At 74.6% G+C, this 26,960-nt stretch carries 30 protein-coding genes; 18 read left to right on the top strand and 12 right to left on the bottom strand.

Annotation, left to right across the window (positions count from 1 at the left end; translation table 11 throughout):
• Genes O7607_RS02000 through O7607_RS01985 form a run of 4 tightly spaced genes read left to right on the top strand, consistent with a single transcriptional unit; the run spans nt 1 to nt 4,153 of the window.
• A complete protein-coding gene (locus tag O7607_RS02000; protein ID WP_442929513.1) occupies nt 1-1,467 on the top strand; it encodes a PfkB family carbohydrate kinase in 1,467 nt (488 codons plus the stop codon).
• 55 nt (nt 1,468-1,522) lie between these two features.
• Nucleotides 1,523-2,224 (top strand): SDR family oxidoreductase, encoded by a 702-nt coding sequence (locus O7607_RS01995; RefSeq protein WP_269700579.1) that lies wholly within the window; start codon nt 1,523-1,525, stop codon nt 2,222-2,224.
• The gene (locus tag O7607_RS01990; RefSeq protein WP_269700578.1) at nt 2,221-3,180 is read left to right on the top strand and encodes a glycosyltransferase family 9 protein; all 960 of its coding nucleotides are present in this window, start codon (nt 2,221-2,223) and stop codon (nt 3,178-3,180) included. The genes O7607_RS01995 and O7607_RS01990 overlap by 4 nt, the downstream gene beginning before the upstream one ends.
• Nucleotides 3,164-4,153, top strand: a complete 990-nt coding sequence (locus O7607_RS01985) for a DNA topoisomerase IB (protein WP_269700576.1) — start codon at nt 3,164-3,166, stop codon at nt 4,151-4,153. The genes O7607_RS01990 and O7607_RS01985 overlap by 17 nt, the downstream gene beginning before the upstream one ends.
• A 173-nt stretch (nt 4,154-4,326) precedes the next feature.
• Here O7607_RS01985 and O7607_RS01980 read toward each other — a convergent pair whose 3' ends face one another.
• From O7607_RS01980 to O7607_RS01965, 4 genes are all read right to left on the bottom strand, one after another.
• Nucleotides 4,327-5,370 (bottom strand): helix-turn-helix domain-containing protein, encoded by a 1,044-nt coding sequence (locus O7607_RS01980; protein ID WP_269700574.1) that lies wholly within the window; start codon nt 5,368-5,370, stop codon nt 4,327-4,329.
• A 124-nt stretch (nt 5,371-5,494) separates the two neighbouring features.
• On the bottom strand, nt 5,495-5,998 hold the full coding sequence (locus O7607_RS01975) for a hypothetical protein (RefSeq protein WP_269700572.1): 504 nt from the start codon (nt 5,996-5,998) through the stop codon (nt 5,495-5,497).
• Between the two features lie 63 nt (nt 5,999-6,061).
• Complete coding sequence (locus O7607_RS01970; protein ID WP_269700570.1) at nt 6,062-7,693, bottom strand: RecQ family ATP-dependent DNA helicase; 1,632 nt, start codon at nt 7,691-7,693, stop codon at nt 6,062-6,064.
• A 67-nt stretch (nt 7,694-7,760) separates the two neighbouring features.
• On the bottom strand, nt 7,761-7,883 hold the full coding sequence (locus O7607_RS01965) for a hypothetical protein (protein ID WP_013285408.1): 123 nt from the start codon (nt 7,881-7,883) through the stop codon (nt 7,761-7,763).
• Nucleotides 7,884-8,020: 137 nt separating this feature from the next.
• Between O7607_RS01965 and O7607_RS01960 the strand changes: the two genes are divergently transcribed.
• Entirely contained in the window at nt 8,021-9,520 is a 1,500-nt protein-coding gene (locus tag O7607_RS01960) for a glycoside hydrolase family 3 protein (protein WP_269700568.1), read from the top strand.
• 45 nt (nt 9,521-9,565) lie between these two features.
• Here the strand turns inward: O7607_RS01960 and O7607_RS01955 are convergent, their stop codons facing one another.
• Both O7607_RS01955 and O7607_RS01950 read right to left on the bottom strand, forming a co-directional pair.
• Nucleotides 9,566-9,853, bottom strand: coding sequence for a GNAT family N-acetyltransferase (locus O7607_RS01955; RefSeq protein ID WP_269700566.1), 288 nt, complete (start codon nt 9,851-9,853; stop codon nt 9,566-9,568).
• A complete protein-coding gene (locus O7607_RS01950) occupies nt 9,850-11,076 on the bottom strand; it encodes a cysteine desulfurase-like protein (RefSeq protein ID WP_269700565.1) in 1,227 nt (408 codons plus the stop codon). Before O7607_RS01950 ends, O7607_RS01955 begins: the two co-directional genes overlap by 4 nt.
• 98 nt (nt 11,077-11,174) lie before the next feature.
• Here O7607_RS01950 and O7607_RS01945 point away from each other — a divergent pair, with 98 nt between their 5' ends.
• The 7 genes from O7607_RS01945 (at nt 11,175) to O7607_RS01915 (ending at nt 15,488) form a co-directional block, all read left to right on the top strand.
• Complete coding sequence (locus O7607_RS01945; protein WP_269700563.1) at nt 11,175-11,534, top strand: hypothetical protein; 360 nt, start codon at nt 11,175-11,177, stop codon at nt 11,532-11,534.
• A 64-nt stretch (nt 11,535-11,598) separates the two neighbouring features.
• Nucleotides 11,599-12,420: a DUF1206 domain-containing protein gene (locus tag O7607_RS01940; protein ID WP_269700562.1), complete on the top strand. Its 822-nt coding sequence runs from the start codon at nt 11,599-11,601 to the stop codon at nt 12,418-12,420.
• 77 nt (nt 12,421-12,497) lie between these two features.
• Nucleotides 12,498-13,697, top strand: coding sequence for a mechanosensitive ion channel family protein (locus tag O7607_RS01935; protein WP_269700561.1), 1,200 nt, complete (start codon nt 12,498-12,500; stop codon nt 13,695-13,697).
• A gap of 256 nt (nt 13,698-13,953) precedes the next feature.
• Nucleotides 13,954-14,388: a phage holin family protein gene (locus O7607_RS01930; protein ID WP_013474843.1), complete on the top strand. Its 435-nt coding sequence runs from the start codon at nt 13,954-13,956 to the stop codon at nt 14,386-14,388.
• Nucleotides 14,385-14,726, top strand: a complete 342-nt coding sequence (locus O7607_RS01925) for a DUF3618 domain-containing protein (protein ID WP_013285415.1) — start codon at nt 14,385-14,387, stop codon at nt 14,724-14,726. The genes O7607_RS01930 and O7607_RS01925 overlap by 4 nt, the downstream gene beginning before the upstream one ends.
• Complete coding sequence (locus O7607_RS01920; protein ID WP_013285416.1) at nt 14,723-14,995, top strand: DUF4235 domain-containing protein; 273 nt, start codon at nt 14,723-14,725, stop codon at nt 14,993-14,995. Before O7607_RS01925 ends, O7607_RS01920 begins: the two co-directional genes overlap by 4 nt.
• Nucleotides 14,996-15,284: 289 nt before the next feature.
• Nucleotides 15,285-15,488, top strand: a complete 204-nt coding sequence (locus O7607_RS01915; RefSeq protein ID WP_007075740.1) for a cold-shock protein — start codon at nt 15,285-15,287, stop codon at nt 15,486-15,488.
• 81 nt (nt 15,489-15,569) lie between these two features.
• On the opposite strand, the gene O7607_RS01910 is transcribed toward O7607_RS01915, so the two are convergent.
• A complete protein-coding gene (locus tag O7607_RS01910) occupies nt 15,570-15,761 on the bottom strand; it encodes a hypothetical protein (protein ID WP_269700560.1) in 192 nt (63 codons plus the stop codon).
• A gap of 82 nt (nt 15,762-15,843) precedes the next feature.
• Complete coding sequence (locus O7607_RS01905) at nt 15,844-16,827, bottom strand: aldo/keto reductase (RefSeq protein WP_269700559.1); 984 nt, start codon at nt 16,825-16,827, stop codon at nt 15,844-15,846.
• Between the two features lie 84 nt (nt 16,828-16,911).
• On the opposite strand from O7607_RS01905, the gene O7607_RS01900 reads away from it, so the two are divergent.
• Both O7607_RS01900 and O7607_RS01895 read left to right on the top strand, forming a co-directional pair.
• Nucleotides 16,912-17,703, top strand: a complete 792-nt coding sequence (locus tag O7607_RS01900; RefSeq protein ID WP_269700558.1) for a trans-aconitate 2-methyltransferase — start codon at nt 16,912-16,914, stop codon at nt 17,701-17,703.
• Nucleotides 17,700-18,725 (top strand): adenosine deaminase, encoded by a 1,026-nt coding sequence (locus tag O7607_RS01895; protein WP_269700557.1) that lies wholly within the window; start codon nt 17,700-17,702, stop codon nt 18,723-18,725. Before O7607_RS01900 ends, O7607_RS01895 begins: the two co-directional genes overlap by 4 nt.
• On the opposite strand, the gene O7607_RS01890 is transcribed toward O7607_RS01895, so the two are convergent.
• The 3 genes from O7607_RS01890 to O7607_RS01880 all read right to left on the bottom strand — a co-directional run bounded on the left by O7607_RS01890 (nt 18,682) and on the right by O7607_RS01880 (nt 21,296).
• A complete protein-coding gene (locus O7607_RS01890) occupies nt 18,682-18,957 on the bottom strand; it encodes a hypothetical protein (protein WP_269700556.1) in 276 nt (91 codons plus the stop codon). The two genes, O7607_RS01895 and O7607_RS01890, sit on opposite strands and share 44 nt — an antisense overlap.
• A 228-nt stretch (nt 18,958-19,185) precedes the next feature.
• Nucleotides 19,186-20,577 (bottom strand): HAMP domain-containing sensor histidine kinase, encoded by a 1,392-nt coding sequence (locus O7607_RS01885; protein ID WP_269706871.1) that lies wholly within the window; start codon nt 20,575-20,577, stop codon nt 19,186-19,188.
• Between the two features lie 29 nt (nt 20,578-20,606).
• Nucleotides 20,607-21,296 carry a response regulator transcription factor gene (locus tag O7607_RS01880; RefSeq protein WP_013285422.1) on the bottom strand — a complete coding sequence of 230 codons (690 nt, stop codon included), beginning with the start codon at nt 21,294-21,296 and terminating at the stop codon, nt 20,607-20,609.
• A 73-nt stretch (nt 21,297-21,369) separates the two neighbouring features.
• Between O7607_RS01880 and O7607_RS01875 the strand changes: the two genes are divergently transcribed.
• Nucleotides 21,370-22,299, top strand: a complete 930-nt coding sequence (locus O7607_RS01875) for an ADP-ribosylglycohydrolase family protein (protein WP_269700555.1) — start codon at nt 21,370-21,372, stop codon at nt 22,297-22,299.
• A gap of 166 nt (nt 22,300-22,465) precedes the next feature.
• On the opposite strand, the gene O7607_RS01870 is transcribed toward O7607_RS01875, so the two are convergent.
• Nucleotides 22,466-23,425: a DUF1775 domain-containing protein gene (locus O7607_RS01870; RefSeq protein WP_269700554.1), complete on the bottom strand. Its 960-nt coding sequence runs from the start codon at nt 23,423-23,425 to the stop codon at nt 22,466-22,468.
• Between the two features lie 204 nt (nt 23,426-23,629).
• Here O7607_RS01870 and thrS point away from each other — a divergent pair, with 204 nt between their 5' ends.
• Genes thrS through O7607_RS01855 form a run of 3 tightly spaced genes read left to right on the top strand, consistent with a single transcriptional unit; the run spans nt 23,630 to nt 26,878 of the window.
• On the top strand, nt 23,630-25,651 hold the full coding sequence (gene thrS / locus O7607_RS01865; protein ID WP_269700553.1) for a threonine--tRNA ligase: 2,022 nt from the start codon (nt 23,630-23,632) through the stop codon (nt 25,649-25,651).
• A 10-nt stretch (nt 25,652-25,661) separates the two neighbouring features.
• Nucleotides 25,662-26,222 carry an HIT family protein gene (locus O7607_RS01860; protein ID WP_433495683.1) on the top strand — a complete coding sequence of 187 codons (561 nt, stop codon included), beginning with the start codon at nt 25,662-25,664 and terminating at the stop codon, nt 26,220-26,222.
• Nucleotides 26,223-26,254: 32 nt separating this feature from the next.
• Nucleotides 26,255-26,878, top strand: coding sequence for a CG0192-related protein (locus O7607_RS01855; protein ID WP_269700552.1), 624 nt, complete (start codon nt 26,255-26,257; stop codon nt 26,876-26,878).
• Nucleotides 26,879-26,960: the final 82 nt, after the last annotated feature.

Below are 26,960 nucleotides of genomic sequence, written 5' to 3'. Positions count from 1 at the left end.
GTGGTGCTCGGTGACACGCTGCTGGACCGCGACGTCGAGGGTCTGGTGAACCGGCTCTGCCCGGACTCCCCGGTGCCGGTGCTGGACGAGACCGTCTCCGTCGACCGGCCCGGTGGCGCCGGGCTGGCCGCCGTCTTCGCCGCCGCGCAGGGCGCCGACGTCGCGCTGGTCACCGCCGTCGCCGACGACGCGGGCGGGGCGCGGCTGGGCACGCTGCTCGCCGCCGCCGGGGTCCGGTTGTACGCGCTTCCGCTGGCCGGCGCCACCCCGGAGAAGATCCGGCTGCGGGCGCGCGGCCGGGTGCTGCTGCGCCACGACCGGGGCGGGACGTCCGGTGCGCCGGGTCAGCCGAGCGACGCGGTGCTGCGGCTGATCGCCGACGCGTCCGCCGTGCTCGTCAGCGACTACGGCCGGGGCGTGGCAGCGCATCCCGCGCTGCGCGCCGCGCTGACCGCCACCCGGGCGCCGGTGGTCTGGGATCCGCATCCGCGCGGGCCGGGGGCCGTACCGGGGGTGCACCTGGCCACGCCGAACGAGCCGGAGGCCCGCGACCTGGCCAAGACGCCGCCGGGTGGTTCCCGCCTGGCCGTCGCGTCCCGCAGCGCGCACGCGTTGCGCCGCCGCTGGCAGGCGCGCGCGGTGGCGGTGACGCTCGGCGGGGACGGCGCGCTGCTCAGCCACGCCGGGTCCACGCCCCTGGTGGTGCCGGCGCCGCCCGCCGAGGGGGACACCTGCGGCGCGGGGGACCGGTTCGCGTCCACCGCGACGCTCGCCCTGGCCCGGGGCGCGCTGGTGTCCGAGGCGGTGCAGGAGGCGGTCGCGGAGGCGTCGGCGTACGTGGCCGGGGGCGGTGTGGCCACCGCGCTGCCCGCGCCGGTGCGGGCGGTGGCCCCGGCGGTGGTCACCGGCGGCGGGGACCGGATCGGCGCCGCGGCGGCCGGTGAGGTGGTGGCCCGGGTACGCGCGGCCGGCGGCACCGTGGTGGCCACCGGCGGCTGCTTCGACCTGCTGCACGCCGGGCACGTGGCGACGCTCCAGGCGGCCCGGCAACTCGGCGACTGCCTGGTGGTCTGCCTCAACTCCGACGCCAGCGTCGCCGGGCTCAAGGGGCCGGAACGCCCGGTCGTGCCGCAGGGCGACCGGGGACGGCTGCTCGCCGCGCTCGGCTGCGTCGACGCGGTGCTGATTTTCGACGAGGCGACGCCGGAGGCGGCACTGTCCTGGCTGCGCCCCGACATCTGGGTCAAGGGCGGCGACTACGCCAGCGGCGGCGGGCCGGAGACGCTGCCGGAGACGGACATCCTGGCCCGCTGGGGCGGTCACACGGTGGTCGTGCCGTACCTCGACGGGCGCTCGACCACCGACATGATCGCGGCGGCGCGGGCCGGGCGGGGCAGCGGCGGCTGGCCGGTCGACCCGGCCGAGGCGGTCGCGCAGGTCCGGTCCACGGCGAAGGGAGCACGATGAACGAGCGACGCATCCGACCCGGCGCGGTCGCGCCCGCCGGTCCGACGGTGGCGGCGTGAGCGCCGGCGCGCCCGGAGCCGGGCCGACCGTCCTGGTCACCGGCGGCTCCAGCGGGCTCGGCGCGGCGGTGGTCGCCGCGGTGGCCCGCGCCGGTGGACGCCCGCTGGTGCTGGACCGGCAGCGCCCCGCCGACGGGGTGCCCTGGGTCGAGTGCGACCTGGCCGACACCCGCGCCGCCGAGGCCGGCACCCGTGATCTCGCGGAACGCTCCGGCGGGCTGGACGCCGTGGTCACCGCCGCCGGGACGGACGTTCCCGGCAAGCTGGCCGACATCCCGGCGGAGACCTGGGAGCGGATCGTCACCGTCGACCTGCTCGCCACCGCCGCGGTGATCCGGGCCGCGCTGCCCTGGCTGGAGGCGTCCCGCGGCAACATCGTCACCGTCGCCTCGACGCTCGGCGTCAAGGCGGTGAGCGACGCGACGGCGTACTGCGCGGCGAAGTTCGGGGTGGTCGGCTTCACCCGGGCACTCGCCGCCGAGCTGGCCGGATCGGTGGGCGTGACGCTGCTGATCCCGGGCGGCATGCGGACCGCGTTCTTCGACGAGCGGGACGCGCAGTACCGCCCCGGCCCGGACGCGGTGCTCAACGAGCCGGCCGACACCGCTGCCGCGGTCATGTTCGCGCTGTCCCAGCCGGCCGGGTGCGCGGTACGCGAGATGGTGGTCTGCGCCGCGCAGGAGTCCTCGTACCCGTGATTCTGGTGCTGCGGGCGCTCGGGGTCGGCGACCTGGCCACCGCCGTGCCGGCGCTGCGCGGGCTGCGCGCCGGCCTGCCGGGCCGGGAGCTGGTGCTCGCCGCCCCGGCCTGGCTGGCGCCGCTGGCGGAGCTGACCGGCGCGGTCGACCGGGTGCTGCCCACCACCGGGCCGGACCGGATCGCGTGGACCGGCCCGCCGCCGGAGGTGGCGGTCAACCTGCACGGCCGCGGGCCGCAGTCGCACCGGGCGCTGGCCGCCGTCCGCCCCGGCCGGCTGCTCGCCCACCGCAATCCGGGCGCCGGACACCCGGACGGCCCGTCCTGGGACGACGACGAGCACGAGGTCCGCCGCTGGTGCCGGCTGCTGCACGCGTACGGGCTGCCCGCCGACCCGGGGAACCTGGCGCTGCGGCGTCCGGCGGTCGACGGCGTACCGGCCGGGGTGACGCTGCTGCACCCGGGCGGCAAGATCCCGGCGAAGCGCTGGCCGGCGGACCGGTTCGCCGGGCTGGCCCGGTTGCTGACCGCGCGGGGGCACCGGGTGGCGGTGACCGGCTCGCCGGACGAGCGGGCGCTGGCCGAGCGGGTCGCCCGCGACGCCGGGCTGCCGCCGCAGGCGGTGTTGGCCGGCCGGACCGGGCTGGTCGAGCTGGCCGCGCTCGTGGCGTGCGCGCGGCTGGTGGTCAGCGGGGACACCGGCGTGGCGCACCTCGCCACCGGCTACGGCACCCCGTCGGTGGTGCTGTTCGGCCCGGTGCCGGCGGCGCACTGGGGCCCGCCGCCGGACCGGCCCCGGCACCGGGCGCTGGGTGCGATCGAGCCCACCCCCGTCACCAGCGATTCGACCGGGTGGGGCGGGGTAGGAACCCACCCGACACTGAGTGCCGTCGGGATCGACGAGGTGGTGGCTGCGGTGGCCGACGTGGAACGGGTCTCCGGTGCGGTTGCGGCGTAGCGATCCGGGCCGGCCGGGGTACGCCCGCCGGCGGCGCGGCAAGGGCTGGCTGTTCCTCGACCCGGCCGGCGAACCGGTTCGCGAGGGCGAGGAACTGGCCCGGCTGCGCGAGCTGGTGATCCCGCCCGCCTGGCAGGACGTGTGGATCTCGCCGTACCCGAACGGCCACATCCAGGCCACCGGCATCGACGCGGCGGGCCGCAAGCAGTACCTCTACCACCCGGGCTGGCGGCGCAAGCGCGACGAGGCGAAGTTCGACCACGTGCTGGAGGTGGCGCACCGGCTGCCCGCGCTGCGCGACCGGGTCACGCAGGACCTGGCGCTGCGCGGCCTGCGCCGGGAACGGGTGCTCGCCACCGTCGCCCGGCTGCTCGACATGGGCGCGTTCCGGGTCGGCAGCGACCAGTACGCCACCGGCGACGACCCGACGTTCGGGGTGGCCACCCTGCGCCCCGAGCACGCCCGCTCCCGGGGCGGCTGCGTGGTGTTCGAGTTCCCGGCCAAGGGCGGCATCGACCAGGTCCACCGGATCGAGGACGCCGAGCTGTGCCGGGTACTGCTCAACCTGCGCCGCCGCCGGCGCGCCCAGGAGCGGCTGTTCGGCTACTGGGACGGCCGGGCCTGGCGCGACGTGCGCAGCGACGAGGTGAACGACTACCTGCGCGACGCCAGCGGCGGCGAGATGACCGCGAAGGACTTCCGGACCTGGCACGCGACGGTGCTGGCCGCCGCCGAACTGGCCACCGTCGGCCCGCAGCGCTCGGCGACCGCCCGCAAGCGCGCCGTGGCGGGGGTGATGCGGTCGGTGGCCGACCTGCTCGGCAACACCCCGACGGTGGCGCGGACCTCCTACGTGGACCCGCGCGTGGTCGACCTCTACCACGACGGGGTGCTGGCGCCGGTGCAGCCGGAGATGCCGCGCGAAGCGGTGGAGAAGTCGGTGCTGGCGCTGCTGGAGGAGGAGGCCGGCTGACCGCCGACCGGCCCCGTCGGTCCTGGGGGGAAGCGCGACGGGGCCGGAAACCTCGGCCGCTGGTGCGGTCCCGGGGGCGCCTACCGGGCGGGGCCGCCCGCGGCCGGGACCGCCGCGGACGCCACGCCCGGCCCCCCGATATCCGTGGGCCACCGCGAGCGGTGGCCCAGGTTTCAGTATGTACGGGACAGGTTGACGGCGGATGCCGTGCTGTTGACGATCCGTGCCGATTCCAGGTGACGAGCCCGGTACGTCTGCGGCGTCTCACCCTGCGCGGCCCGGAAGACCCGGCTGAAGTGCGCCTTGTCCCGGAAACCCCAGCGGGCGGCGATGACCTGGATCGAGCGGTCGCTCAGCGCCGGGTCGGCGAGGTCGCGACGGCACCGGGCCAGTCGCTCGTCCCGGATGTACGCGGCCACCGTGGTCTCCTCGTCCTCGAAGAGCCGGTGCAGCGAGCGCACCGAGATGTGGTGCGCGTCGGCGATCGCGCCCGGGTCCAGCGTGGCGTCGCCGAGGCGCTGGCGCACGTACGCGCGTACCTGGGCCAGCAGGGCACGCCGCCGGACCTCGGTGGGCACCGCGTCCTCGGAGACGAGGTTGCGGCCGAGCAGCGTGGCGACCAGGTCCAGGCCGATGGCGCCGAGGCGCTCCGCGTCGGCCGCGTGGTACTGCTCGGGGTTCGCCGTGATCCGGACGAGGAAGTCGGCGACCAGGCCGCCGACACCCTCGGAGCCGGACATCCGGCCGGCGAACAGGGGAGCGAGCCGGCGGGGCGGCAACGGCAGCGCGTCGTACGGCATCAGGGCGACGATCGACCGGGCGTACCCGGACCCGGCGGCGTCGGCGTGGTGACTGACCTCGTGCGGGCGGGAGCAGTCGTAGAAGGTGAGGTCGCCGGGGCGGCACCGGGCGCGCTGCCCCTCCTGGTCGGCCTGGCTGTTCCCGCTGAGGGTCAGCGCGAGCAGGTAGTAGTCGGGGTCGGAGCGCTGGATCAGTTTCGAGGTGCGCACGCAGTCCACCGAGGGGTAGCGGTAGCGGATGAGCTGCATCCGGCCCAGGTCGATGAACTCGGCCCGGGCGACGAAGTCGTCGGCGTGCGCGGTGTGCACCCGCAGCGGTGTCGGCGTGCTCGCCATCATGTCCAGCCACATGCCGAAGCGCTCCGGTGGCGGCAGCACCTCCGTGTCGAGGACCTGACGTTGCAGCTTCCCGTCCATCAACGACCCCCCGTGGCTCGTCACTCCTGCTGTAAGCAGGACGCCCCACGCGGCCCGAAAGCGACACCGGTGGGGCGTGACGTCCGTCATTGACGGACCTGCGAGCCTTCTGTTAGGAGCCCGTCTAGTCGTTCAGCACCTGGGCCAGCCGGTCCCGGAACCGGCGCTCGGAGTCGGTGACCGTGTCGCCGCCCAGACCGAGGATGCCGCCGGTGGAGGCGGCGCCCACCACCTGCTCGGCGATGTCCACCAGCCAGTGGCGGTACGCCCCGGCCTGCCCCTCGTCCACCCGCGCGGCGAGCAGCGCGGACGCCTGCCCGGCCCGGGCCAGCACGTCGTCGATCATCGCCTTCGGGTCCGGCGGCGTGATGACCGGCAGTTCCGCGCCGGTCTCCGGGTCGCCGACCCGGTCGACGACCTCACCGGCCACCGCGGCGACCAGCGGGCTGGCCGACTCACGGCCGGCGGCGATGGTCTCCAGCCCGGCGGCGTTCTCGGCCATGGTGCGGCGGGTGCCGTCGGACTCGGCGGCGGCCGCCGCGGTGAGCACCGACTGCGGCAACCCCACAAGCAGTCCCCACTCCTCGTCGGAGACGCCGAACCGGGTGTACGCCGGCTGCTCGATCACGATCAGGCCCCTTTCGCCGTGGTCGTCGTTGTCGACGGGCGCCCCCGCGGCGCCCGGGTCAGGCTAGTCCAGCTCCAGCAGGCCCTGTTCGGACACCACGCGCACGGACAGCGTCTTGTAACCCACCTCGTCGAAGAGCACCGTCATCCGGTCCTCCTCGTAACTGAGCACCAGGCCGGCGCCCCACTCCGGGTGGCGTACCTGGCTGTGCACCGGGAATGGCCCGACCGCGCCGTCACCGGCCACACTGGTGCCCGCGTGGCAGTTGTCGCAGTGCCCGCAGACCTCGCTCATCTGCTCACCGAAGTACGCCAGCAGGGCCTGGCCCCGGCAGCCCGTGGTCTCGGCGAAGGCGCGCATCATGTCGGTACGCGACCGGGTCACCGTCTGCTGCCGTTCCGCCTCGGCCAGCGCGGCGCGGCCGGACTCGGCGGCCGGCGGCGCGTACCGGGGCGCCGCGATGCGCTGCCTGGCCCGCGGCTCGGCGGCGCCGACCTGCTCCAGCAGGGACAGGTACTGGCCCAGCTTGCGCGGACCGAGACCGGTCAGCTCGCGCAGCTCCTTGCGGTTGCGGGCCTTGCCGCGCAGCACCGCGGCGAGTTCGGTCAGTTCCTTCTCGTCCGGCAGTCCGCCGCTGAAGTAGCGCTGCAGGCCGACGTCCTCGGAGCGCCACAGCAGCAGCACCCGGGCCGGCGAGCCGTCCCGACCGGCCCGGCCGATCTCCTGGAAGTAGCTGTCCGGCGAGTCGGGCAGCGCCATGTGCACCACCCAGGCGATGTTCGGCTTGTCGATGCCCATGCCGAACGCCGAGGTGGCCACCATGATCGGCACGCGGTCGGCCAGGAACGCCTCGTGCAGCTCGTGCCGGGCCGCGGTGGGCATGCCACCGTGGTAGAACTCGGCCGGGTATCCGGCGCCGGTGAGCCGCTCGGCCAGTTCCTCGGCCGCCCGGCGGGTCGGCACGTAGATGATGCCGGGCCGCTCGTCGTCGCGCAGCAGCGCGATCAGCCGCCGCCACCGGTAGTCGTCGGTCGGGCAGTGAGCCACCTCGAGGAAGAGGTTGGGCCGGTCCAGCCCGGAGACCACCACCTCCGGCTCGCGCAGCCGCAGCCGGGCGATGATGTCGTCGCGTACCGGCGGGGAGGCGGTCGCGGTGAGCGCCACCACCGGCGGGCGGCCGAGGCCGTCGATCAGGTGACCGAGCGCCAGGTAGTCCGGCCGGAAGTCGTGGCCCCACGCCGAGATGCAGTGCGCCTCGTCGATCGCCACCAGTGCCGGCTTCAGCTCCCGGACCTCGGCGAGGCGGTCCGGGTTGCTCAGCGCCTCCGGCGTGATGAACAGGAACTCCGCGCGCCCGGCGCGGATGTCCTCGATCGCCTCGGCCTGCTGGGCGGCGCTCTCGTCCGAGCTGATCCGCACCGCGCGCAGCTCCGGGCGCTGCCGTTCGTTGAGCGCGGCGATCTGGTCCTGCTGCAACGCCAGCAGCGGGGAGATCACCACCGTCGGGCCGGGGATCAGGCTGGCCGGGATCTGGTAGATCGCCGACTTGCCGGCGCCGGTGGGCAGTACCACCAGTGCGTCCCGGCGCTTCATCACGGCGCGCATGGCGGCGAGCTGGTTGGGCCGCAGCGCGGTCCAGCCGAACAGGTTCCGTGCCGCCCGGCGCAGGCTGGAGGAGTGCGTGGTCAGTTTCATCAAGCGCCTCAGCTACCCCCGGTGATCCCGCGCGAAACCGCCCCCGCCGCTCACCGCCCGGCGGGGATCAGCGGCGGAACATGGCCCGGATCGCGATCAGCAGGAACAGGCCGCCGACGACCAGACCGAGCAGGCGTACGCCGGGGATGTCGGCGGCGCTGGTGGCGTCGGCGAGCGGCAGGGCGGACATGTGGGAACTCTCCCACGGGTGGTCGCGGGGCGCCAGCGGCTAACAGTAAGGATTGTTGACTATTTAGCGGCGCGGTGTGACCATGGCAGCACCCGCCGGCCCCGGCGGGGCCGTGGGGGAGACGGGGGTACGACAGCGTGAGCGAGCGGACCGTGGGATCGACCGGAGACCTGGCGGCGCTCGCCGCCGCCGTCCTGCAACCGGGCTTCGTCGGCACCACACCGCCGCCATGGGTGTGCCGCTGGCTCGGCGAAGGGCTCGGCTCGGTCGTCCTGTTCGCCCGCAACGTCGTCGACCACGAGCAGGTCGCCACCCTCACCGCGACCCTGCGGGCCGAACGGCCGGACGTCATCGTGGCGATCGACGAGGAAGCCGGCGACGTCACCCGGATCGAGTCCGCCCGGGGCAGCTCCCGTCCCGGCAACTACGCGCTCGGCGCGGTCGACGACCCGGCGCTGACCGAGGAGGTCGCCCGCGACCTCGGCGCCGAACTCGCCGCCGTCGGCGTCACGCTGGACTACGCCCCGGACGCCGACGTCAACTCCAACCCGGCCAACCCGGTCATCGGGGTACGCGCGTTCGGCGCCGACCCGGACCTGGTCGCCCGGCACACCGCCGCCTGGGTACGCGGCCTGCAGTCCGGCGGCGTCGCCGCCTGCGCCAAGCACTTCCCCGGGCACGGCGACACCCGGGTCGACTCGCACCACGACCTGCCCCGCATCGGCGGCGACCGGGCCCGCCTCGACGCGGTCGAGCTGGCCCCGTTCCGCGCCGCCGTGGCCGCCGGGGCGCAGGCGGTGATGACCGGCCACCTGCTGGTGCCGGCACTGGACCCGGAACTGCCCGCCACGCTGAGCCCGCGCGTGCTCGGCGGCCTGCTGCGCGAGGAGATGGGCTTCGGCGGCGTGGTGGTCACCGACGCGGTGGAGATGCGGGCGGTGGCCGACCGGTACGGCTTCACCGGCGCCGCGGTGCGCGCGCTCGTGGCCGGCGCCGACGCGATCTGCGTCGGCGGGGAACGGGCCACCGAGGCCGACGCCCGCGAGCTGCGTGACGCGATCGTGGCGGCGGTGATCAGCGGGGAACTGCCCGAGGAACGGCTCGCCGAGGCGGCGAAGCGGGTCGGCCAGCTCGCCGCGTGGAGCGTCGCCGCCCGCGCCCGCCGGATCGCCGGCCCGCCGCCCGCCGACGGCTCACCGATCGGGCTCGCCGCCGCCCGCCGGGCGGTACGGGTCAGCGGCGACACCGGGCTGCTGCCGCTGGCCGGTCCGGCGCACGTGGTGGAGTTCGCGCCGCCGCGCAACATCGCCATCGGCGAGGAGACGCCGTGGGGCATCGCCGCACCCCTGACCCACCTGGCGCCCGGCACCACCACCGCCCGCTACGCCGCCGACGCCGTACCGGCCGACCCGGGCGCGACACCGGCCGGTCGGCCGCTGGTGCTCGTGGTGCGCGACCTGCACCGCCACGACTGGATGCGGGACGCGGTACGCCGGGCGCTGGCCGTACGCCCCGACGCGGTGGTGGTCGAGCTGGGCGTGCCCGAGCTGGTCACCGGCGCCGTGCACCTGGCCACCCACGGCGCCACCGCCGCCGCGGCCCGGGCCGCCGCCGAGGTGCTGACCGGCGTGCGCTGACTCCCGGCCCGGCCGGGTGGGGAGGTCCCCCGGCCGGGCCGGGCCTCACGGCTTCTCGGCCACCAGGTCGGCGTACTCCGGGTGGCGCTCGATGAACGAGGCCACGAACGGGCACTGCGGCACCACCCGGCCGCCCCGGGCACGGACCTGGTCCAGCGCGCCCCGGACCAGCGCCGCACCGACGCCCTGACCCTGGAACCGGTCGTCGACCTCGGTGTGCGTGAAGACCAGCGTCTCGCCGCGCGGCGTGTACGCGGTGAACCCGGCCAGCGCGTCGTCCACCAGGATCTCGAAGCGTCGCTTGGCGGCGTTCTCCTCGACCAGAAAACTCACCGGATCATTCTCCCTCCGGGCCCGGCCAGCCGGTCCAGTTCGGCCAGCAGCCGGTCCACCTCGTCGACGGTGTTGTAGTGGTAGACACTGGCCCGCACGGCGCCGCCGCTGTCGCGCAGACCCATGGCGTGGAAGTACTCGTAGGCGTAGTAGTCGCCGTTCGACAGGCACAGGCCCGCCTCGCCGAGCGCCGCCGCGGTCCGCGCCGGGGTCAGTCCGGCCACCCGGAACGACACCGTCGGGCAGCGCCGGGCGGGTGAGCCGTACACGGTCACGAACGGACGGTCGGCCAGCCCGGCGAACAGCCGGTCGAAGACCGCCTCCTCGTGCGCCTGCGCGGCGGCCAGTCCGGCGCGTACCCGCTCCCGGCGGTCGCCGGTCGCCTCCGGGTCCAGTCCGGCCAGGTGGTCCACCGCGGCGGTGACGCCGGCCAGCAGCGGGAAGCTCGGCGTGCCGTACTCGAACCGGTCCGGCACGCCGTCGGCGGAGGGGACCAGCTTCGCCGGGTGCAGCGCCGCCCAGCGCGCCGGGTCGGCGACCATCGCCGCCAGGTGCGGACCGGACCACTTGTACGCGCTGGTCACCAGGAAGTCCGCGCCGAGCGAGGCCAGGTCGGTCGGGCCGTGCGGCACCGAGTGCACGCCGTCCACGCACACCAGCGCCCCGGCGGCGTGCGCGGTCTTGGCGATCGCCGCCACGTCCGGGACGGTGCCGATCGCGTTGCTGCCGGCGGTCACCGCGACCAGGCGGGTGCGCTCGCCGACCAGGTCGGCGTACTGGCCGGCGGGCAGCTCACCGGTCGCCGGGTCGAACTCGGCCCAGCGCACCGTGGCGCCGGACGCCTGCGCGGCCTGCACCCAGGGGCGGACGTTCGCGTCGTGGTCCAGCCGGGACACCACCACCTCGTCGCCCGGACGCCAGCCGGCGCCGAGCGTCCGGGCCAGCGTGTACGTCAGCGCGGTGGCGCTGGGCCCGAGCACCACGCCGGACGGCTGCGCGCCGAGCAGGTCGGCGACCGCGGCCCGCGCGCCGGCGACCAGATCCAGCGCCCGGCGGCCGGGCCGGAAGGCGGTGCTGCGGTTGCCCGTCGCGGCGCGCATCGCCCCGGCCACCGCCTCGACGACTGTGGCGGCGGTCTGGGTGCCCCCGGCGCCGTCGAAGTGGGCGAATCCCTCGCTCAGGGCAGGGTAGGCGGCCCGGACCCGGGCGACGTCGAAAGCCATTCCGGCACCCTAGCGCGCACCGGGTGGGCCCCGCCCGGCGTGGCCTGCGCCATCCGCCTACGACGGGCGCGTGGAACGGGCCGCCTATCCTTGGGCGGGTGACGATGCGACGCGCCACCTCCGCCCCCGCCCGCCGTACCGCCGGTCTGCTCGCCGCTCTCGCCCTCGGCGCGGCACTGCTCGCCGGATGCAGTTCCGAAGGTGCCGAGACCGACTGCGGGCTGGACGCCTGCACGATCACCTTCGACCGTGGCGTCGAGGCCAGCGCCCGGATCCTCGGCGTCGAGGCGAAGCTGGTCGGCGCCGAGGGCGACCAGGTCACCGTCGAGGTGGCCGGGGAACAGCTCTCGCTCACCGTCGGCCAGCAGGCCACCGAGGTGGCCGGCTTCCAGGTCAGCCTGGACAGCGTCACCGACCAGCAGGTGGTGCTGCGGGTCGCCCGCGACCTCAACGGCTGATCCGTTTCGGCCGTCCCGGCGGGCGAGACGTTTGGAAAATCGCCCGCCGGGAGATTGAGGGCTCATGTCTCTCACCCGGAATGCCGGAGCCACCGCCGCACAGGCTCGAAACAGCCGGTGGCTCGAACTGTTGACCCGTGCCGGATTCATCGGATACGGGGTGGTGCACCTCCTCTTCGCCTGGCTGGCGCTGCAGATCGCCTTCGGTAACTCGGGCGAGGAGGGAAACCAGAACGGCGCGCTGCGCACCCTCGGTGAACAGCCGCTCGGGAAGTTCCTCCTGATCGCGGTCGCGGTCGGCCTGTTCGCCATGGCGATCTGGCAGGCCTTCGAGGCGATCTCCGGCCACGTGTCCAAGACCGGCAAGGAACGACTGTTCGAACGGATCGCCTCGGCGGTCCGGGTCGTCGTGTTCGTCTGGCTGGGCTGGACCGCGATCAAGGTCTTCCAGGACGCCAGCTCCAACGCCTCCGACCAGCAGCAGCAGCTCTCCGAGAAGCTGATGGCCTCCGACGGCGGCCGGTGGCTGGTCGGACTGGCCGGGGTGGTGCTCGCCGCGGTCGGCGTCGGCATGGTGATCTACGGCCTGAAGAAGAAGTTCGAGCGCAACCTCAAGACCGGCGAGATGAGCCCCAAGACCCGCCAGCTCACCCGCCGCCTCGGCATGGCCGGGTACGCCGCCCGGGGTGGCGTGTTCGCCATCGCCGGCCTGCTGGTCGTGATCGCCGCGGTGAACTACGACCCGGAGAAGGCGCGCGGCCTGGACGCCGCCCTGCGGACGCTGCGCGACCAGTCGTACGGGCCGTGGCTGCTGGCGCTCATGGCGCTCGGCATCGCCGCGTTCGGTGTCTACTGCTTCTTCCAGTCCCGGTACCGCAAGGTCTGATCCTGGTCGATACCCGGGCCGCCGGGCACCATTGGGCCTTTGCCCGATGCCCGCCCGGTCGGAGGGAGAGAGAGTACGTGCAGAGTTACGTCGTGACCATCGCCGCCGCGCTCGCCGCGGCGGCGATCGCGTTGGTGCTGGCCCAGGTGGTGCACCGGGTCACCCGCCGCCTCGGCCGCCGCTCGCTGCTGATGACCGAGCTGACCGAGCACGCGCACCGCGCGTTCCAGGTCGCGCTCACCGTGGCCGCGGTGCAGTTCGCGGTCCGGTTCAGCACCGGGTACGCGATCGGCAGCCCCTGGCGGCAGTTCGTCCTGCACACGCTGGTGCTGGCGACGATCGCCGCCACCGCCTGGCTGGTGGCCTCGCTGCTGGTGGTGGCGGAGGACACCGCGCTGGCCCGGTTCCGGGTCGACGTGCCGAACAACAGGCACGCCCGGCGGGTACGTACCCAGGTGGTGCTGCTGCGCCGGCTCACCATCGCGGTGATCGTGATCCTCACGGTCGGCGTCATGCTGATGACGTTCCCGGCCGTACGCGGCGTCGGCGCCGGTGTGCTGACCTCCGCCGGTGTGATCGCCGCGGTCGCCGCGCTGGCCGCACAGAGCCTGCTCGCCAACGTCTTCGCCGGTCTCCAGCTCGCGTTCAGCGACGCGGTACGCCTGGACGACGTGGTGGTGGTCGAGGGGGAGTGGGGCCGGATCGAGGAGCTGACGCTCAGCTACGTGGTGGTGCAGATCTGGGACGACCGCCGGCTGATCCTGCCCACCTCCTACTTCACCAGCCGGCCGTTCCAGAACTGGACGCGTACCGAGGCGGCGGTGCTCGGCACCGCCGAGTTCGAGCTGGACTGGGCCGTCCCGGTGCAGGCGATGCGGGAGGAGCTGCGCCGCCTGTGCGAGGGCACCGAGCTGTGGGACGGGCGCGTCTGCGTGCTCCAGGTGACCGACGCGACCGGCGGCATGGTCAAGGTCCGCGCGCTGGTCAGCGCCGCCGACGCGGGCAGCCTGTGGGACCTGCGGTGCCTGGTCCGCGAGCACCTGGTGACCTGGGTACGCGACCAGCGCCCGACCGCCCTGCCCCGGCTGCGTGCCGAGGTGGGCGACACCACCGGCCCGCTGCCCTGGCAGGCGGTGCCGCTGCGCCGCCCGGTCCGCCGCGCGTCGGACACCGAGGCGCCCGACGACGCGCGGGTCTTCGGCGGCAGCGACGACGGCGAGGCCCGCAGCGAGGTGTTCGTGGGCGGCCGGGAGGAGCACGCCGAGGCGCGTCGCTGACCCCGTACCCCGATCGGAACCCCCGGCCGCCTCCGGCGCCGGGGGTTCCGCGCGTGCGGAGGGGGAGCTTTCGGGGGCTTTCGGGCCGGACGGGTTTGCCCGGCCCGTTGCGGGGGACGTGGTGCGCACGCCCCGGATCCGGTGCTCGCGGCACCGGGGTCCGGCGGCGCGCGGCCGGGCGGACCGGCCGCGCCGCGCAGGATTGACGGGCGGCGACTCCGGGCATACAGCGCGGTGATGACGAAAGGAGGACAGCATGGCTGACGTCGCGAGTCGCAGCACGTCGCGGACCGGGAGCGAGCCGTCCACCGCCGAACTGGTGCAGCGCGCCACCGAGCAGGTCACCCGCCTGGTGCGGGACGAGCTGGCCCTGGCCCGGGCGGAGCTGACCCAGAAGGGCAAGCACGCCGGGATCGGGATTGGTCTGTTCGGCGGCGGCGGGGTGATGGCGCTCTATGGCGCGGGCGCTCTGGTCGCTACGGTGATCCTGCTACTGGCGCTTGTCATGCCGGCGTGGCTGGCCGCCCTCATCGTGGCGGTGGCACTGTTCCTGCTCGCCGGGATCCTGGCGCTCGTGGGCAAGAAGCAGGTCAGCCGTGCCGTCCCGCCGGTGCCCGAGGCGGCGGTGCGCAGCGTTCGGGCGGACGTGGACACGGTCACCGCCGCGGTGAAGGACGGGAGGCGGGCATGACCGGTAACGGGACCGGGGACGTGGCGGCGCTCCGGGAGGAGATCCGCCGGACCCGGGTGGAGCTCGGTGAGACGATGGAGCTGCTCGCGGCGAGGGCCGATCCGAAGGCGCTGGTGCGGCACTCCGCCGAGGCGGCGAAGGCGCGGATGCGGGAGCAGGCGTCGCTGACCGCGGCCAGGGTGCGGGGGCGGGCGGCGGAGCGGGCCCGGCTGGTCCGGGCGCAGGCGTACGAGAAGGGTGAGGCGGTCGGGCGCAACCCGTTGCCGTGGGCGGCCATCGCGGCCGGCGCGCTGGTGACGGCGGTGGTGCTGGTGATCGTCAGAGGGAGGCGCAGGTGAGTGGAAGGGTCGGCAAGGCGGCGTACAAGCCGGTGGGGGTGCTGCTCGGCCTGGCCGCCGGTGCCGTCGCCGGGGCGATCTTCCGTCAGGTCTGGAAGGTGACGGCGGGCGACGGCGAGGCGCCGAGCGCCACCGACGAGGACCGCCGCTGGGGCGAGGTGCTCGCCGCCGCGGCCCTGCAGGGGGCCATCTTCTCGGTGGTGCGGGCCGCCGTCGACAGGGGCGGAGCGGTGGGCGTACGCCGGCTGACCGGTCGCTGGCCGGACTGACGAAAAGGCCGGAAAGGCCCCTTTCCCGAGTGCGGGAAAGGGGCCTTTCGCATGGCTGCGACGGGGCCGCGCGGCGGCCTCCGCGAGACCTTCAGATCACATGTCGGAGAAATTTCGTCCGTTAGGCTGTGCGAAGTTTTTGCGTACGTGGTTTGCTGTCTCACGCTGTTGAGAGACGCGTGGGTTGAGAGAAGTCTCCTGCATTGGGGGCCGCCTCAGGCGCCGCTGCTCGAAAACGGCCAATCGGCCGCACGGCGTGCTCGGCCGCCAGTTTTAGAAGGAGATACACATGGCGCAGGGAACCGTGAAGTGGTTCAACGCTGACAAGGGCTTCGGCTTCATCACCGTCGACGGCGGGGGTGCTGACGTGTTCGTCCACTTCTCGGCCATCCAGACCAGCGGCTACCGCACGCTGGAGGAGAACCAGCGGGTGGAGTTCGAGATCGCCCAGGGTCAGAAGGGTCCGCAGGCCGAGCAGGTCCGCCCCATCTGAGCTGACCGCACCGGCCGCGCCGGCCGGTGCCGGAAGCCCCGCATCCCGCACGGGAGGCGGGGCTTCGCCTTGCCCGCGACGTCAGCGGCGCCGGGCCCGCATGCCCCACCACAGCCCGGTCAGTCCGATCAGGACCAGTACCGGGCCGACGAGCGCCCAGACCCGCTGGTCGCTCATCACGCTGCCCTCGACGTACCCGAGGCCCAGCACCGTCCACAGCGCACCGAGCACCACGGCGACCAGTCCCAGGGTGAGCCGGAACCAACCCCTCATCGTTCCCCCTCCGACGACGACAGTCCCGCTCCAGCATGCCCGCCGCCCCGGGTGCCCGGCGACGCCGCGCCGGCCGGCCGGCTCACCACCTGTCGTGCACCTGCGGGCGGATCAGCTCGTCGTAGGTGGCCCGCACCGCGGTCAGCTCCACCTCAGTCAGTGCCGGCTGCCCGGCCGCCTCGGCGTTGCGGCGCGCCTGCTCGGGGGAGCGGGCGCCGGGGATCACCACGGTCACGCCGGGCTGGTCGAGGATCCACCGCAGCGCGAACTGCGCCATCGTCCGGTCGTCGCCGACCAGCGGCGCGAGCCGGCGTACGGCGGCCAGGCCGCTGTCGTAGTCGACGCCGGAGAACGTCTCGCCCACGTCGAACGACTCGCCGTGGCGGTTGAACGTGCGGTGGTCGTTCGCCGGGAACGTGGTGTTCTCGTCGTACCGCCCGGAGAGCAGGCCGCTGGCCAGCGGCACCCGGGCGATGATCCCCACCCCGGCGGCAGCGGCGGCCGGCAGCACCCGCTCCAGCGGCTTGTGCCGGACCGCGTTGAGGATGATCTGGACGCTCGCCACCCCGGGCCGGGCGATGGCGGTGAGCGCCTGGTCGCAGGTCTCCACGCTGACGCCGTACCCGGCCACGCGGCCCTCGGCCACCAGCGTGTCCAGCGCGTCGAAGACCCGGTCGTCGGCGAAGACGGCGGTGGGCGGGCAGTGCAGCTGCACCAGGTCCAGCGTGTCGACGCCGAGGTTGGCGCGGGACCGGTCGGTCCAGGCCCGGAAGTTGTCGAGCGTGTACGCCTCCGGCGTCTGCTCCACCCGGCGGCCCATCTTGGTGGCCACGGTGAGCCCGTGCCCGGGGCGGGACCGCAGGAACCGCCCGATCAGCGCCTCGCTGCGGCCGTCGCCGTACACGTCGGCGGTGTCCAGGAAGGTGACGCCCGCGTCGACGGCGGCGGCCAGGACGGCGAGCGCGTCGTCCTCGCTGACCTCGCCCCAGTCCGCGCCGAGCTGCCACGCGCCGAGTCCGATGATGCCGACGTGCCGGCCGAGCCGGTCGAAGCTGCGCTGTTCCACCCGGTCGAGCCTAGTGAGCGGCTTGCCGTCGCGCGCGCCGGGCCGTACGGTCTAGCAAGACGTACGTACGGTTTGGAGGCTGTCATGTGGGATCCGCGCACCTACCTGCGCTACGGCGACGAGCGTTCCCGGCCGTTCCACGACCTGCTGGCCCGCGTCGGCGCCGCGCACCCGCGCGCCGTCGTCGACCTCGGCTGCGGCCCCGGCACCCTCACCGCGACGCTCGCCGGCCGCTGGCCCGGCAGCCGGGTCACCGGCCTGGACTCCTCCCCGGAGATGATCGCCCGGGCGAGCGCCGACGGCGGTCCGGTCGCGTACGCGGTCGCCGACGTCCGCGGCTGGCGGCCCGAGCCGGACGTGGACGTGCTGGTCGGCAACGCCGTGCTCCAGTGGGTGCCGGAACACCGCGACCTGCTGCGCCGCTGGGCGGGGGAGCTGCCGGCCGGTGCCTGGATGGCGTTCCAGGTGCCCGGCAACTTCGACGCGCCCTCGCACCGGCTGCTGCGCTCCGTGGCCGCGCAGGACCGGTGGCGGGACGCGCTCGCCGCGAAGCTACGCGAGGCGCCCGTCGACGAGCCCGTCGGCTACGCCACGCTGCTGACCGACGCGGGCTGCGCGGTCGACGCCTGGGAGACTACGTACGTGCATCTGCTGCCCGCCGCCGGCGCCGACCACCCGGTGCTGGCCTGGATGGAGGGCACCGCGCTGCGCCCGGTGCGCGCCGCGCTGGACGCCGCCGGCTGGGCCGACTTCCGCGCCGAGCTGGGGGTACGGCTCGCGCAGGCGTACCCGGTGCGGCAGGGTCAGGTGTACTTCCCGTTCCGCCGGATCTTCATGGTGGCCCGTACCGGCGCCCGCGCAGAGGAGAACTCGTGACCGACCTGCCCACCTTCATCGCCGGACTGCCCAAGGTGGAGCTGCACGTGCACCACGTCGGCTCGGCCTCACCCCGGATCGTCGCCGAGCTGGCCGCCCGGCACGAGGGGCGCAGCCCCGTCCCGGCCGACCCGGAGGCGCTCGCCGACTACTTCGCGTTCCGCGACTTCGCCCACTTCATCGAGGTCTACCTGAGCGTGGTGGACCTGATCCGCGACGCCGACGACGTCTGGCTGCTCACCCACGAGGTCGCCCGGGAACTGGCCCGCCAGCAGGTCCGCTACGCGGAGCTGACTGTGACGCCGTACTCGCACGTCAACCGCGGCATCCCGGCGCCCGCGTTCTGCGAGGCGATCGAGGACGCCCGCAAGCGCGCCGAGGCCGACTTCGGCATCGCGCTGCGCTGGTGCTTCGACATCCCCGGCGAGGCCGGCCTGCCCGCCGCCGAGCAGACGCTGCGGATCGCGCTCGACGAACGACCGGACGGGCTGATCAGCTTCGGCCTCGGCGGTCCCGAGATCGGCGTGCCCCGCCCGCAGTTCAAGCCCTGGTTCGACCAGGCGCGGGCGGCCGGGCTGCGGTCGGTGCCGCACGCCGGTGAGACCACCGGCCCGGAGACGATCTGGGACGCGCTGCGCGAGCTGGGCGCCGAGCGGATCGGCCACGGCATCTCCGCCGCGCAGGACCCGGCGCTGCTGACCTACCTCGCCGAGCGGCGGATCCCGCTGGAGATCTCCCCGACGTCGAACGTGCGCACGCGGGCCGTACCGAGCCTGGACGCGCACCCGCTGCCCCGGCTGGTCGAGGCCGGGGTGCCGGTCAGCATCAACTCCGACGACCCGCCGATGTTCGGCACCACGCTCAACGACGAGTACGCGGTGGCCGCCCGGCTGCTGCGACTCGGCCCGGACGGGGTGGCCGCGCTGGCCCGCGACGCGGTCGCCGCGGCGTTCCTCGCGCCGGCCGAGCAGGCCCGGATCACCGCCGAGATCGACGCGTACCTGGGGAGCGCGGCGCGCTGAGCGGCCGTACGGGCGCCGGCCGCCGTGATCCCCGGGGCGGCCGGCGCCGCGCGGTCAGCATCAGCCCGGACAGCGCCAGCGCGGTGAGCGCGGCGGCGGAACCGGAGGCGACGGGCGCGGGCCGGACGGGACCGTGCGCGAGCACCGGGTCCTGCCAGAGTGCGAGCGTGAGCGCAATGCCCAGGCCGATGACGGCGGCCCAGCGGAGCAGACGGCTGACGGCCGGCGGCATGACGGTCACCTCGCGCCCGGGATCGACGGGAGAGCGCGCGCGACGGGAGCGAGGTGTGGGGGGACCGGACTCCCGCCGCGCGCATGATCCGCCGGCCGGAAGGTCTTACGGGGCGTCCCGGCCGACGGAACTGATGGGTTCTGTCAACGATCCTGGCAGTTCACGCCGGTTTTCCGGCCCGCGTTAAACCACCTTTAAGGAGAACTTGCGCCGGTACACAGTCACGGGTCACCGCGGGCGCGGCCAGCGCCGCCCGGTCCGCGGCTCGCGGGCCTCCCGGGCCATCCGCCCGACCAGCCCGAACCGGTTCACCTGCCGGGGCGCCGCGTCCGGGTCGGCCAGCAGCATCACCACGCTCGCCCCGCCGAGCCGGGCCCGGTCGATGCTGACCGAACCGTTCGCCTGCAACGCCACCCGCTTGGCGATGTCCAGACCGAGCCCGGTGGAACCCCTGTCGCTCTCACCCCGGCGCAGCGCCCGGTCCGGGTCGGCGATGCCCGGCCCGGCGTCGTCGATGCGGATCGCCACCCAGCCGTCCCGGCGGCTCACCGCCACCTCGAACGCGGTGCCCTGCGGGGTGTACCGGAACACGTTGCCGATCACCGCGTCCAACGCGGCGGCCAGCTCGGCGCGGGGCACCGGCGCCGGGATGCGCAACTGCGCCCCGACCACCCGGTGCGGCCGGTTCTGGTCCCCGGCCAGCGCCGACCAGAAGACCATCCGGTCCCGGACCACCTCGCTCACGTCGCACGACGCCGGCGCCGACTCCTGGGCGACCGCCTTGCGGGTCGTCTTGATGAGCTGGTCGACCTCGCCCTCCAGCGTGACGATCGCCTGCCGGATCCGCCGGATGCCGCGCCGCCGGTCCAGCTCCGCCTCGCTGAACGTGCCGATGCTCGTGTCGTCGGACTCCAGCGCCTCGGCGTCCAGCCGCAGCGCGGTCAGCGGCGTCCGCAGCCGGTGCGACAGGTCGGCGACCAGTTCGTGCTCGTCGGCACGCAGTGCCACCAGCCGTTCCGTCATCCGGTTGAACGCGTGCCCGGCCTCGGCCAGCTCACGCGGGCCGGTCGGCTCGACCCGTACCCCCAGCTCGCCGTCACCCACCGCGAGCGCCGCCTTGACCAGGTCGCCGGTGGCGTCCACCGCCCTTGCCGCCACCCGGTCGACCACCGCCACCGCCGCGCCGACCAGCGCCAGGCCGATCGCGAGCAGCAGCAGCCACCGCCCGCCGCCGCCGGAGTCGAGCACCTCGTCGGGGACGAACACCTCCACCACGGCGACCCGGTCACCGAGCACCACCGGGTCCAGCCGCAGCACCCCGCCGTCCACGTCGGTCACCACCGACTGCCGCTGCGCGGCGGCGTCGGCGAGCATCTGCGGGTTCGCGCGCCCGGCGGACTCGTCCGCCCCGATGCCGTGCACGACCGGACGCAGCGCCGGATCGTCGCCGGCCGCGGCGGCCACCGCCCGCTCGACGGTCGCGGTGTCCGTGCTGACCGCCAGCGCGCCGGTCACCAGCGCGGCCCGGCGGGCCGCGTCGGCCAGCTCGGCCTCCCGGGTCCGGTCGCCGAGTGTGAGCCCGAGCGGGATGAGGAATGCGAGCGCGATCAGGCCGCACAGCCCCGCGGTGAGCCCGGCGAGGCTGAACCTCAGTCCGGCGCCACCAGCCGGAAGCCGACCCCCCGCACGGTGCGCAGGTAGCGCGGCTTCGCCGCGGACTCGCCCATTTTGCGGCGGAGCCAGTACAGGTGAACGTCGATGGTCTGGTCCTCGCCGACCGATGGCTGCCGCCATACCTCCTCCAAGAGTTCCCGCCGGGACACTACCCGGCCGGGACGCGCGGCGAGATACGCCAGCAGGTCGAATTCCTTGCGGGTCAGGGCCAGCGCCTCCCCGTCCAGCACGGCGCTGCGCTCGCCCACGTCGACCCGCAGGCCGCCGACCGTGTGCACGGCCGGCGCGACGGTACGGCTGGCCCGGCCGGCCCGGCGCAGCACCGTGGTGATCCGGGCGTCCAGGTGCGCTCCGGTGAACGGCTTGACCATGTAGTCGTCCGCGCCGGCGCGCAGCAGCCGTACCACCGACTGCTCGTCGTCGCGGGCGGTGGCGATGATGATCGGCACGTCGGTGATGCCGCGCAGCATGCGCAGCGCGTCCGAGCCGTCCAGGTCGGGCAGGCCGAGATCGAGCACCACCAGATCCGGTGTCTCCGCGGCGACCCGCCGCAGCGCGTCGAGCGCGGTGCCGACGGCGTGCACCGCGTGCCCCCGGTCGGTGAGCGACCGCAGCATGGCGCCGCGTACGACGTGGTCGTCTTCGACCAGCAGGACGGTTGCCACGTCAGCACCGTACTCGGCGTGGCAAGCCGGACGCGTTGCGGCGGTCCGGCGAAGCGGGCAAGCTGGGACGGCGATGACGTTCACGCTCTTCCCCGACACCCGCCTCGCGCTCGCCCGCGACGCGCTGGCCGGCCTGTCGGTGGGCGACGCCCTCGGCTCCCAGTTCTTCGTCCCCGGCCGGCGCCCGGACGACCTCGCCGCCGGTCGGCTGCCCGCGCCGCCGTGGGAGTGGACCGACGACACCGAGATGGCCTGCTCCGTCGTGGCCGAGCTGGCCGCCGCCGGGCGGATCGACTCCGACCGGCTGGCGTTGGCGTTCGCGCAGCGCTGCGAGCCCTACCGGGGGTACGGGCCGGGCGCGGTGACGGTCCTGCGGCTGATCCGCACCGGCACGCCGTGGCCGGTGGCCGCCGCGTCCGCGTTCGACGGGCAGGGCTCCTGCGGCAACGGCGCCGCGATGCGGGTCGCGCCGCTCGGCGCCTGGCACGCCGACTCCACCCGCCGTGCCGCCGCGCAGGCCCGCGCCTCGGCCGAGGTGACACACGCGCACCCGGAAGGGGTCGCCGGGGCGGTGGCGGTCGCGGTGGCCGCCTCGCTCGCCGCCCGCGCCCGCCTCGACGGCGACCGGCCCGACCCGGCCCGGCTGCTCACCGCCGTCGCCGGGGCGCTCGACCCGGCCGGTGAGGTGCACCGAGGGGTACGCCGGGCCGCCGCGCTGCTCGGCCGTAGCGCCGCGGAGGTGGCCGACGCGCTCGGCAACGGCTCCCGGGTCACCGCGCAGGACACCGTGCCGTTCACGCTCTGGGTCGCCGCCACGCTGCTGCACGACTACCCCGCCGCGATCCGGGCCTGCGTGGAGGCGGGCGGCGACGTGGACACCACCGCCGCCATCGTGGGCGGGATCGTGGCCGCGTACACCGGGGTCGGCGCGCCGGGCGGGGTGCCGGAGGGCTGGCTGGCCGCCCGCGAGCCACTCCCCGGCTGGCTGACCGCCACCGCCTGACCCACCCCCCACCCCACCCGTGCCCCTGCCCGCGTTCCGCCGCCGCAGCAGTCCGAGATCTTGGTACGAAACGGCCCTCCTGGGGGCCGTTTCGTACCAAGATCTACTGCGGTCTCGCATCGTGGATGGTGCTCCCGCTTGTTGGGCGGGGCGGGGCGGGTGGCGGTCAGGGGCGCGTGGGGGCGGTGCCGGCGGTGACGGGCTCGCCGGCTTCGGGGGTCGCGCTGTCGGAGGCCGCGCCGGCGAGGGGCGCAGTCTCGGGCGTCGCGCTGCCGGTCGCGGTGGTTTCGGGGGTCGCGCCGTCGGGGGTCTCGGTGGCGTCGGAAGGGCCGTTGCTGTCTTCCGGGAGGGTCATGGTGTCGCGCCGGCGGCGACTGAGCAGCCAGCCGATCGCCGCGCCACCGGCCAGCCCGGCGAGCAGGCCGCCGCCGAGCAGCAGGTCGGCGCTCGGCCCGTCGTCGGCAGCCCCGGCCGCCGGTGCCGTGCCGCCCTGCGCGCCACCCTGCACCCCGCCGAGGGCGCCCGGCGCGCCGTGACCGCCGTGCCCGGCGCCGCCCGCTGCGGGGGCGCCGTCGTGCGTCACGGTGCCCGGCAGCGGCGGCAGCAGGGCGAGCGTCGGCGCGGGGTGCGCGCCACCCGCCGGGTCCGCCCACCGGACCACGGTGCCGTCGTCGTACGTCTGGGTCACGGTGAACGTGAGCCGGTCGGTGGCGGGCATCGGTCCCATGCCCAGCGGCAGCCGGGCCGGCCCGGTTCCGGTGCCGGGCATCCGCAGCCAGCTCACCGCGTGGGTCACCTGGTTCAGTTCGGCCGCGTGCATGCCGGGGACCGGCTGGTCGAGCGTGCGGGTGGTGATGGTGGGCGCCCAGTCCGGCACCGACAGCGGGTACACCTCGCCGATCGGGGCGTCCGCGGGCATGGTCAGCTCGATCCGGGTCGTCCGGGTGCCGGGCTTGTCGGCCGGCACCAGCACGGAGAGTTCGATCGCGTCGCCCTGGCGGACCTGTGCGGGCGAGGTCGTGACGGTCACCCCGGCCGCGTTCGCCGCGCCCGGCCAGCCCACCGCCCCGGCGAGTACGGCCGCCAGCAGCGCTGCCGCCCACTGGCCCTGACGGGTCATCCTCATGATCGTCCCCATCCTTCTCGACTGGGGCCGGTTCCGGCTCCGGCCCCACCTGGTAGTTCGGGCGGCGGGGCGAAAAGGTTCAACCCGGCACGGAACTCTCCGGGGACGGGCGGTGGCGTCGGCGGCGGTCCGGGTCCGGGCGACCGATAGCATCGCAGGGGCCGTTCAGCGGCCCTTCCGTACCGTCGACGACTAGGAGTCACCGTGTCCGCACCCCGTACCCCCGTCGTGGCCGACCCCGTCGTCGTCGCCGCCGGGACCACGGCGGCCGACGCGGTGGCCGCGGCCGGCCTGCCGATGACCGGGCCGAAGGCGATCGTGGTGGTCCGCGACCCGCAGGGCCAGCTGCGCGACCTGGACTGGCGCCCGGCCGAGGACGTCGCCGTCGAGCCGGTCGCCCTGGACAGCCCGGACGGGCTGAACGTGCTGCGCCACTCCACCGCCCACGTGCTGGCCCAGGCGGTGCAGGACGTCTTCCCGGAGGCGAAGCTCGGCATCGGCCCGCCGATCGACAACGGCTTCTACTACGACTTCGGTGTCGACAAGCCGTTCCAGCCGGACGACCTGGCCAAGCTCGAGAAGCGCATGCAGGAGATCGTCAAGTCCGGCCAGCGGTTCCGCCGCCGCCGGTTCGCCGACCTGGACGAGGCCCGCGCCGAGCTGGCCGCGGAGCCGTTCAAGCTGGAGCTGATCGAGGTCAAGGGGGAAGGGCTGGACTCCTCCGAGGTGATGGAGGTGGGCGGCGGCGAGCTGACCATCTACGACAACCTCGCCGCGAACGAGGACAAGGTCTGCTGGTCGGACCTGTGCCGCGGCCCGCACCTGCCGAACACCCGGCTGATCGGCGCGTTCAAGCTGATGCGCTCGGCCGCCGCGTACTGGCGCGGGTCGGAGAAGAACCCGCAGCTGCAGCGCGTGTACGGCACGGCATGGCCGACCCGCGACGAGCTCAAGGCGTACCTGAAGCTCCTGGAGGAGGCCGCCCGCCGCGACCACCGCAAGCTCGGCGCGGACCTCGACCTGTTCAGCTTCCCCGACGAGATCGGCTCCGGCCTGCCGGTCTTCCACCCCAAGGGTGGCGTGCTCAAGCGGGTGATGGAGGACTACGTTCGGGCGCGCCACATCGAGGAGAGCTTCGACTACGTCGGCACGCCGCACATCTCCAAGGAAGGTCTCTTCCACACCTCGGGACACCTGCCCTACTACAAGGACACGATGTTCCCGCCGATGGAGATGGAGGGCAGCGACTACTACCTCAAGGCCATGAACTGCCCGATGCACAACCTGATCTACCGGTCGCGCGGGCGGTCCTACCGGCAGCTGCCGCTGCGGCTGTTCGAGTTCGGGTCGGTCTACCGGTACGAGAAGTCCGGCGTGATCCACGGCCTGACCCGGGTGCGTGGTTTCACCCAGGACGACTCGCACTCCTACTGCACCAAGGAGCAGGCGCCGGCCGAGATCAAGCACCTGCTCGGCTTCGTGCTGAGCCTGCTGCGCGACTTCGGCATCGACGACTTCTACCTGGAGCTGTCGACCCGCGACGACTCCCGGCCGGACAAGTTCGTCGGGTCCGACGAGGACTGGGCGACCGCCACCGCCGTGCTGGAGCAGTGCGCGCTGGAGACCGGGCTGGAGCTGGTGCCGGACCCGGGCGGCGCGGCGTTCTACGGCCCGAAGATCTCCGTGCAGGCCAAGGACGCGATCGGCCGCACGTGGCAGATGTCGACCATCCAGTACGACTTCAACCAGCCGAAGGGCTTCGGGCTGGAGTACCAGGCGGCCGACGGCACCCGGCAGCAGCCGGTGATGATCCACTGCGCCAAGTTCGGGTCGATCGAGCGGTTCATCGGCGTGCTCACCGAGCACTACGCGGGCGCGTTCCCGGCCTGGCTGGCGCCGGTGCAGGTGGTCGGCATCCCGATCCGCGAGGAGCACGGCGACTACCTGGTCGACTTCGCCGCGACGCTGCGCCGGCACGGCGTCCGGGCCGAGGTGGACCTGGGCGACGACCGGATGCAGAAGAAGATCCGCAACGCGCAGCAGCAGAAGATCCCGTTCATGGTGATCGCCGGCGACGACGACGTGGCTGCCGGCACCGTCTCGTTCCGCTACCGGGACGGCTCGCAGCGCAACGGCGTACCGATCGACGAGGCGGTGGCGCACGTCCGCGAGGTGGTGGAGTCGCGTACCAACGCCGGTCCTGCCGCCGAGCGGGCCGGATCGTAGGATCGCCGGTGTGACAGGGGCGGAGCGGGACACCGGGTACGGCGGCGACAACGGTCTGGCGGACGGGCTGGACCGGCTCTGGACGCCGCACCGGATGACCTACATCTCCGGCGAGGACCGGCCCGAGGGCGGCTACGAGAAGCCGGCCGGCTGCCCCTTCTGCCGCGCCCCCGGTCTGCCGGCCGAGGAGAGCCTGGTGGTGGCCCGGGGCGAGCACGTCTTCGCGGTGCTCAACCTCTACCCGTACAACCCCGGGCACCTGCTGGTCTGCCCCTACCGGCACGTGGCCGACTACACCGAGCTGGACGAGCCGGAGACGGTCGAGCTGGCCGCGTTCACCAAGGCCGCCATGCGGGCGGTCCGGCACGTCTCCAGCGCGCACGGCTTCAACCTGGGCATGAACCAGGGCGGCGTGGCGGGCGCGGGCATCGCCGCGCACCTGCACCAGCACGTGGTGCCGCGCTGGGGCGGCGACGCCAACTTCATGCCGGTGATCGGCCGGACGAAGGTGCTGCCGCAGCTGCTCGCCGACACCCGGGAGCTGCTCGCCAAGGCGTGGGCGGCGGCCTGACGGCGGCCCGTTCCGACAGTACGATCTCGCGCATGGCTCTCCTGCACCGCGCGGAACTGCGCCCCTCGAAACTGGAGCTGCTCGTACCCTGGCTGCCCGGCCGGTCCTGGTTCGCCGGGGAGGCGGGCGCGGAGGTCACCCGCGTCGCGGCGTACCGGTTCGACGACCCGGCCGGCGAGGTCGGCGTGGAGACGCTGCTGGTGCGCGCCGGTGACGGCCCGGTGCTCCAGGTGCCGCTGACCTACCGGGGCGCGCCGCTGGCCGGGGCGGACGAGCACCTCGTGGGCGTCATCGAGCACTCGGTGCTCGGCCGCCGCTGGGCGTACGACGCCTGCGGCGATCCGGTGTACCCGCCGCTGCTGGCCGCCGCCGTGCTCGCCGACGCCGGTCAGGCCGAGGAGTACTTCGAGGTCGACGGGAAGCGCGAGATGCGCCCGGCCAGCATGACGCTGACCGGCAGCCGGACCGGCCGACCGGTGCCGACCGGTCCGGTTTCGGCTGGTCCGGTTGACGGCGGCGGGACGGTGGTCCGGGTGGGGGAGGTCGAGCTGGCGGTCGTCCGGCAGCCGGTCCCGGCCGACGTTCCGGCGGCGGGCGGGCTCACCGGCACCTGGTCCGGCCAGGACGAGCCGGTGCTGCTGGCCTACGCACGCTGACGGCCTGCCGGACAGGGGCGTCCTCCTCGGCGCCGGATCGGGAGGGACGACCTCGGACCGATATACCTCAGAGGCATATTCA

It is taken from the genome of Micromonospora sp. WMMA1949 (assembly GCF_027460145.1).
Classification (GTDB): domain Bacteria; phylum Actinomycetota; class Actinomycetes; order Mycobacteriales; family Micromonosporaceae; genus Micromonospora.
The sequence above is the reverse complement of the archived record's forward strand: the minus strand, read 5'-3'. Positions and strand labels throughout refer to the sequence as shown.

Bases quoted from the DNA above. Each gene is read 5' to 3' on its own strand.
- O7607_RS01940 (WP_269700562.1), top strand. From the start codon at position 11,599: ATGTCTCTCACCCGGAATGCCGGAGCCACCGCCGCACAGGCTCGAAAC.
- O7607_RS01875 (WP_269700555.1), top strand. From the start codon at position 21,370: ATGACGTTCACGCTCTTCCCCGACACCCGCCTCGCGCTCGCCCGCGAC.
- O7607_RS01890 (WP_269700556.1), bottom strand. From the start codon at position 18,957: ATGCCGCCGGCCGTCAGCCGTCTGCTCCGCTGGGCCGCCGTCATCGGC.
- O7607_RS01915 (WP_007075740.1), top strand. From the start codon at position 15,285: ATGGCGCAGGGAACCGTGAAGTGGTTCAACGCTGACAAGGGCTTCGGC.
- O7607_RS01930 (WP_013474843.1), top strand. From the start codon at position 13,954: ATGGCTGACGTCGCGAGTCGCAGCACGTCGCGGACCGGGAGCGAGCCG.
- O7607_RS01965 (WP_013285408.1), bottom strand. From the start codon at position 7,883: ATGTCCGCCCTGCCGCTCGCCGACGCCACCAGCGCCGCCGACATCCCC.
- O7607_RS01910 (WP_269700560.1), bottom strand. From the start codon at position 15,761: ATGAGGGGTTGGTTCCGGCTCACCCTGGGACTGGTCGCCGTGGTGCTC.
- O7607_RS01950 (WP_269700565.1), bottom strand. From the start codon at position 11,076: ATGGCTTTCGACGTCGCCCGGGTCCGGGCCGCCTACCCTGCCCTGAGC.
- O7607_RS01855 (WP_269700552.1), top strand. From the start codon at position 26,255: ATGGCTCTCCTGCACCGCGCGGAACTGCGCCCCTCGAAACTGGAGCTG.
- O7607_RS01900 (WP_269700558.1), top strand. From the start codon at position 16,912: ATGTGGGATCCGCGCACCTACCTGCGCTACGGCGACGAGCGTTCCCGG.
- O7607_RS01980 (WP_269700574.1), bottom strand. From the start codon at position 5,370: ATGGACGGGAAGCTGCAACGTCAGGTCCTCGACACGGAGGTGCTGCCG.
- O7607_RS01870 (WP_269700554.1), bottom strand. From the start codon at position 23,425: ATGAGGATGACCCGTCAGGGCCAGTGGGCGGCAGCGCTGCTGGCGGCC.
- O7607_RS01925 (WP_013285415.1), top strand. From the start codon at position 14,385: ATGACCGGTAACGGGACCGGGGACGTGGCGGCGCTCCGGGAGGAGATC.
- O7607_RS01970 (WP_269700570.1), bottom strand. From the start codon at position 7,693: ATGAAACTGACCACGCACTCCTCCAGCCTGCGCCGGGCGGCACGGAAC.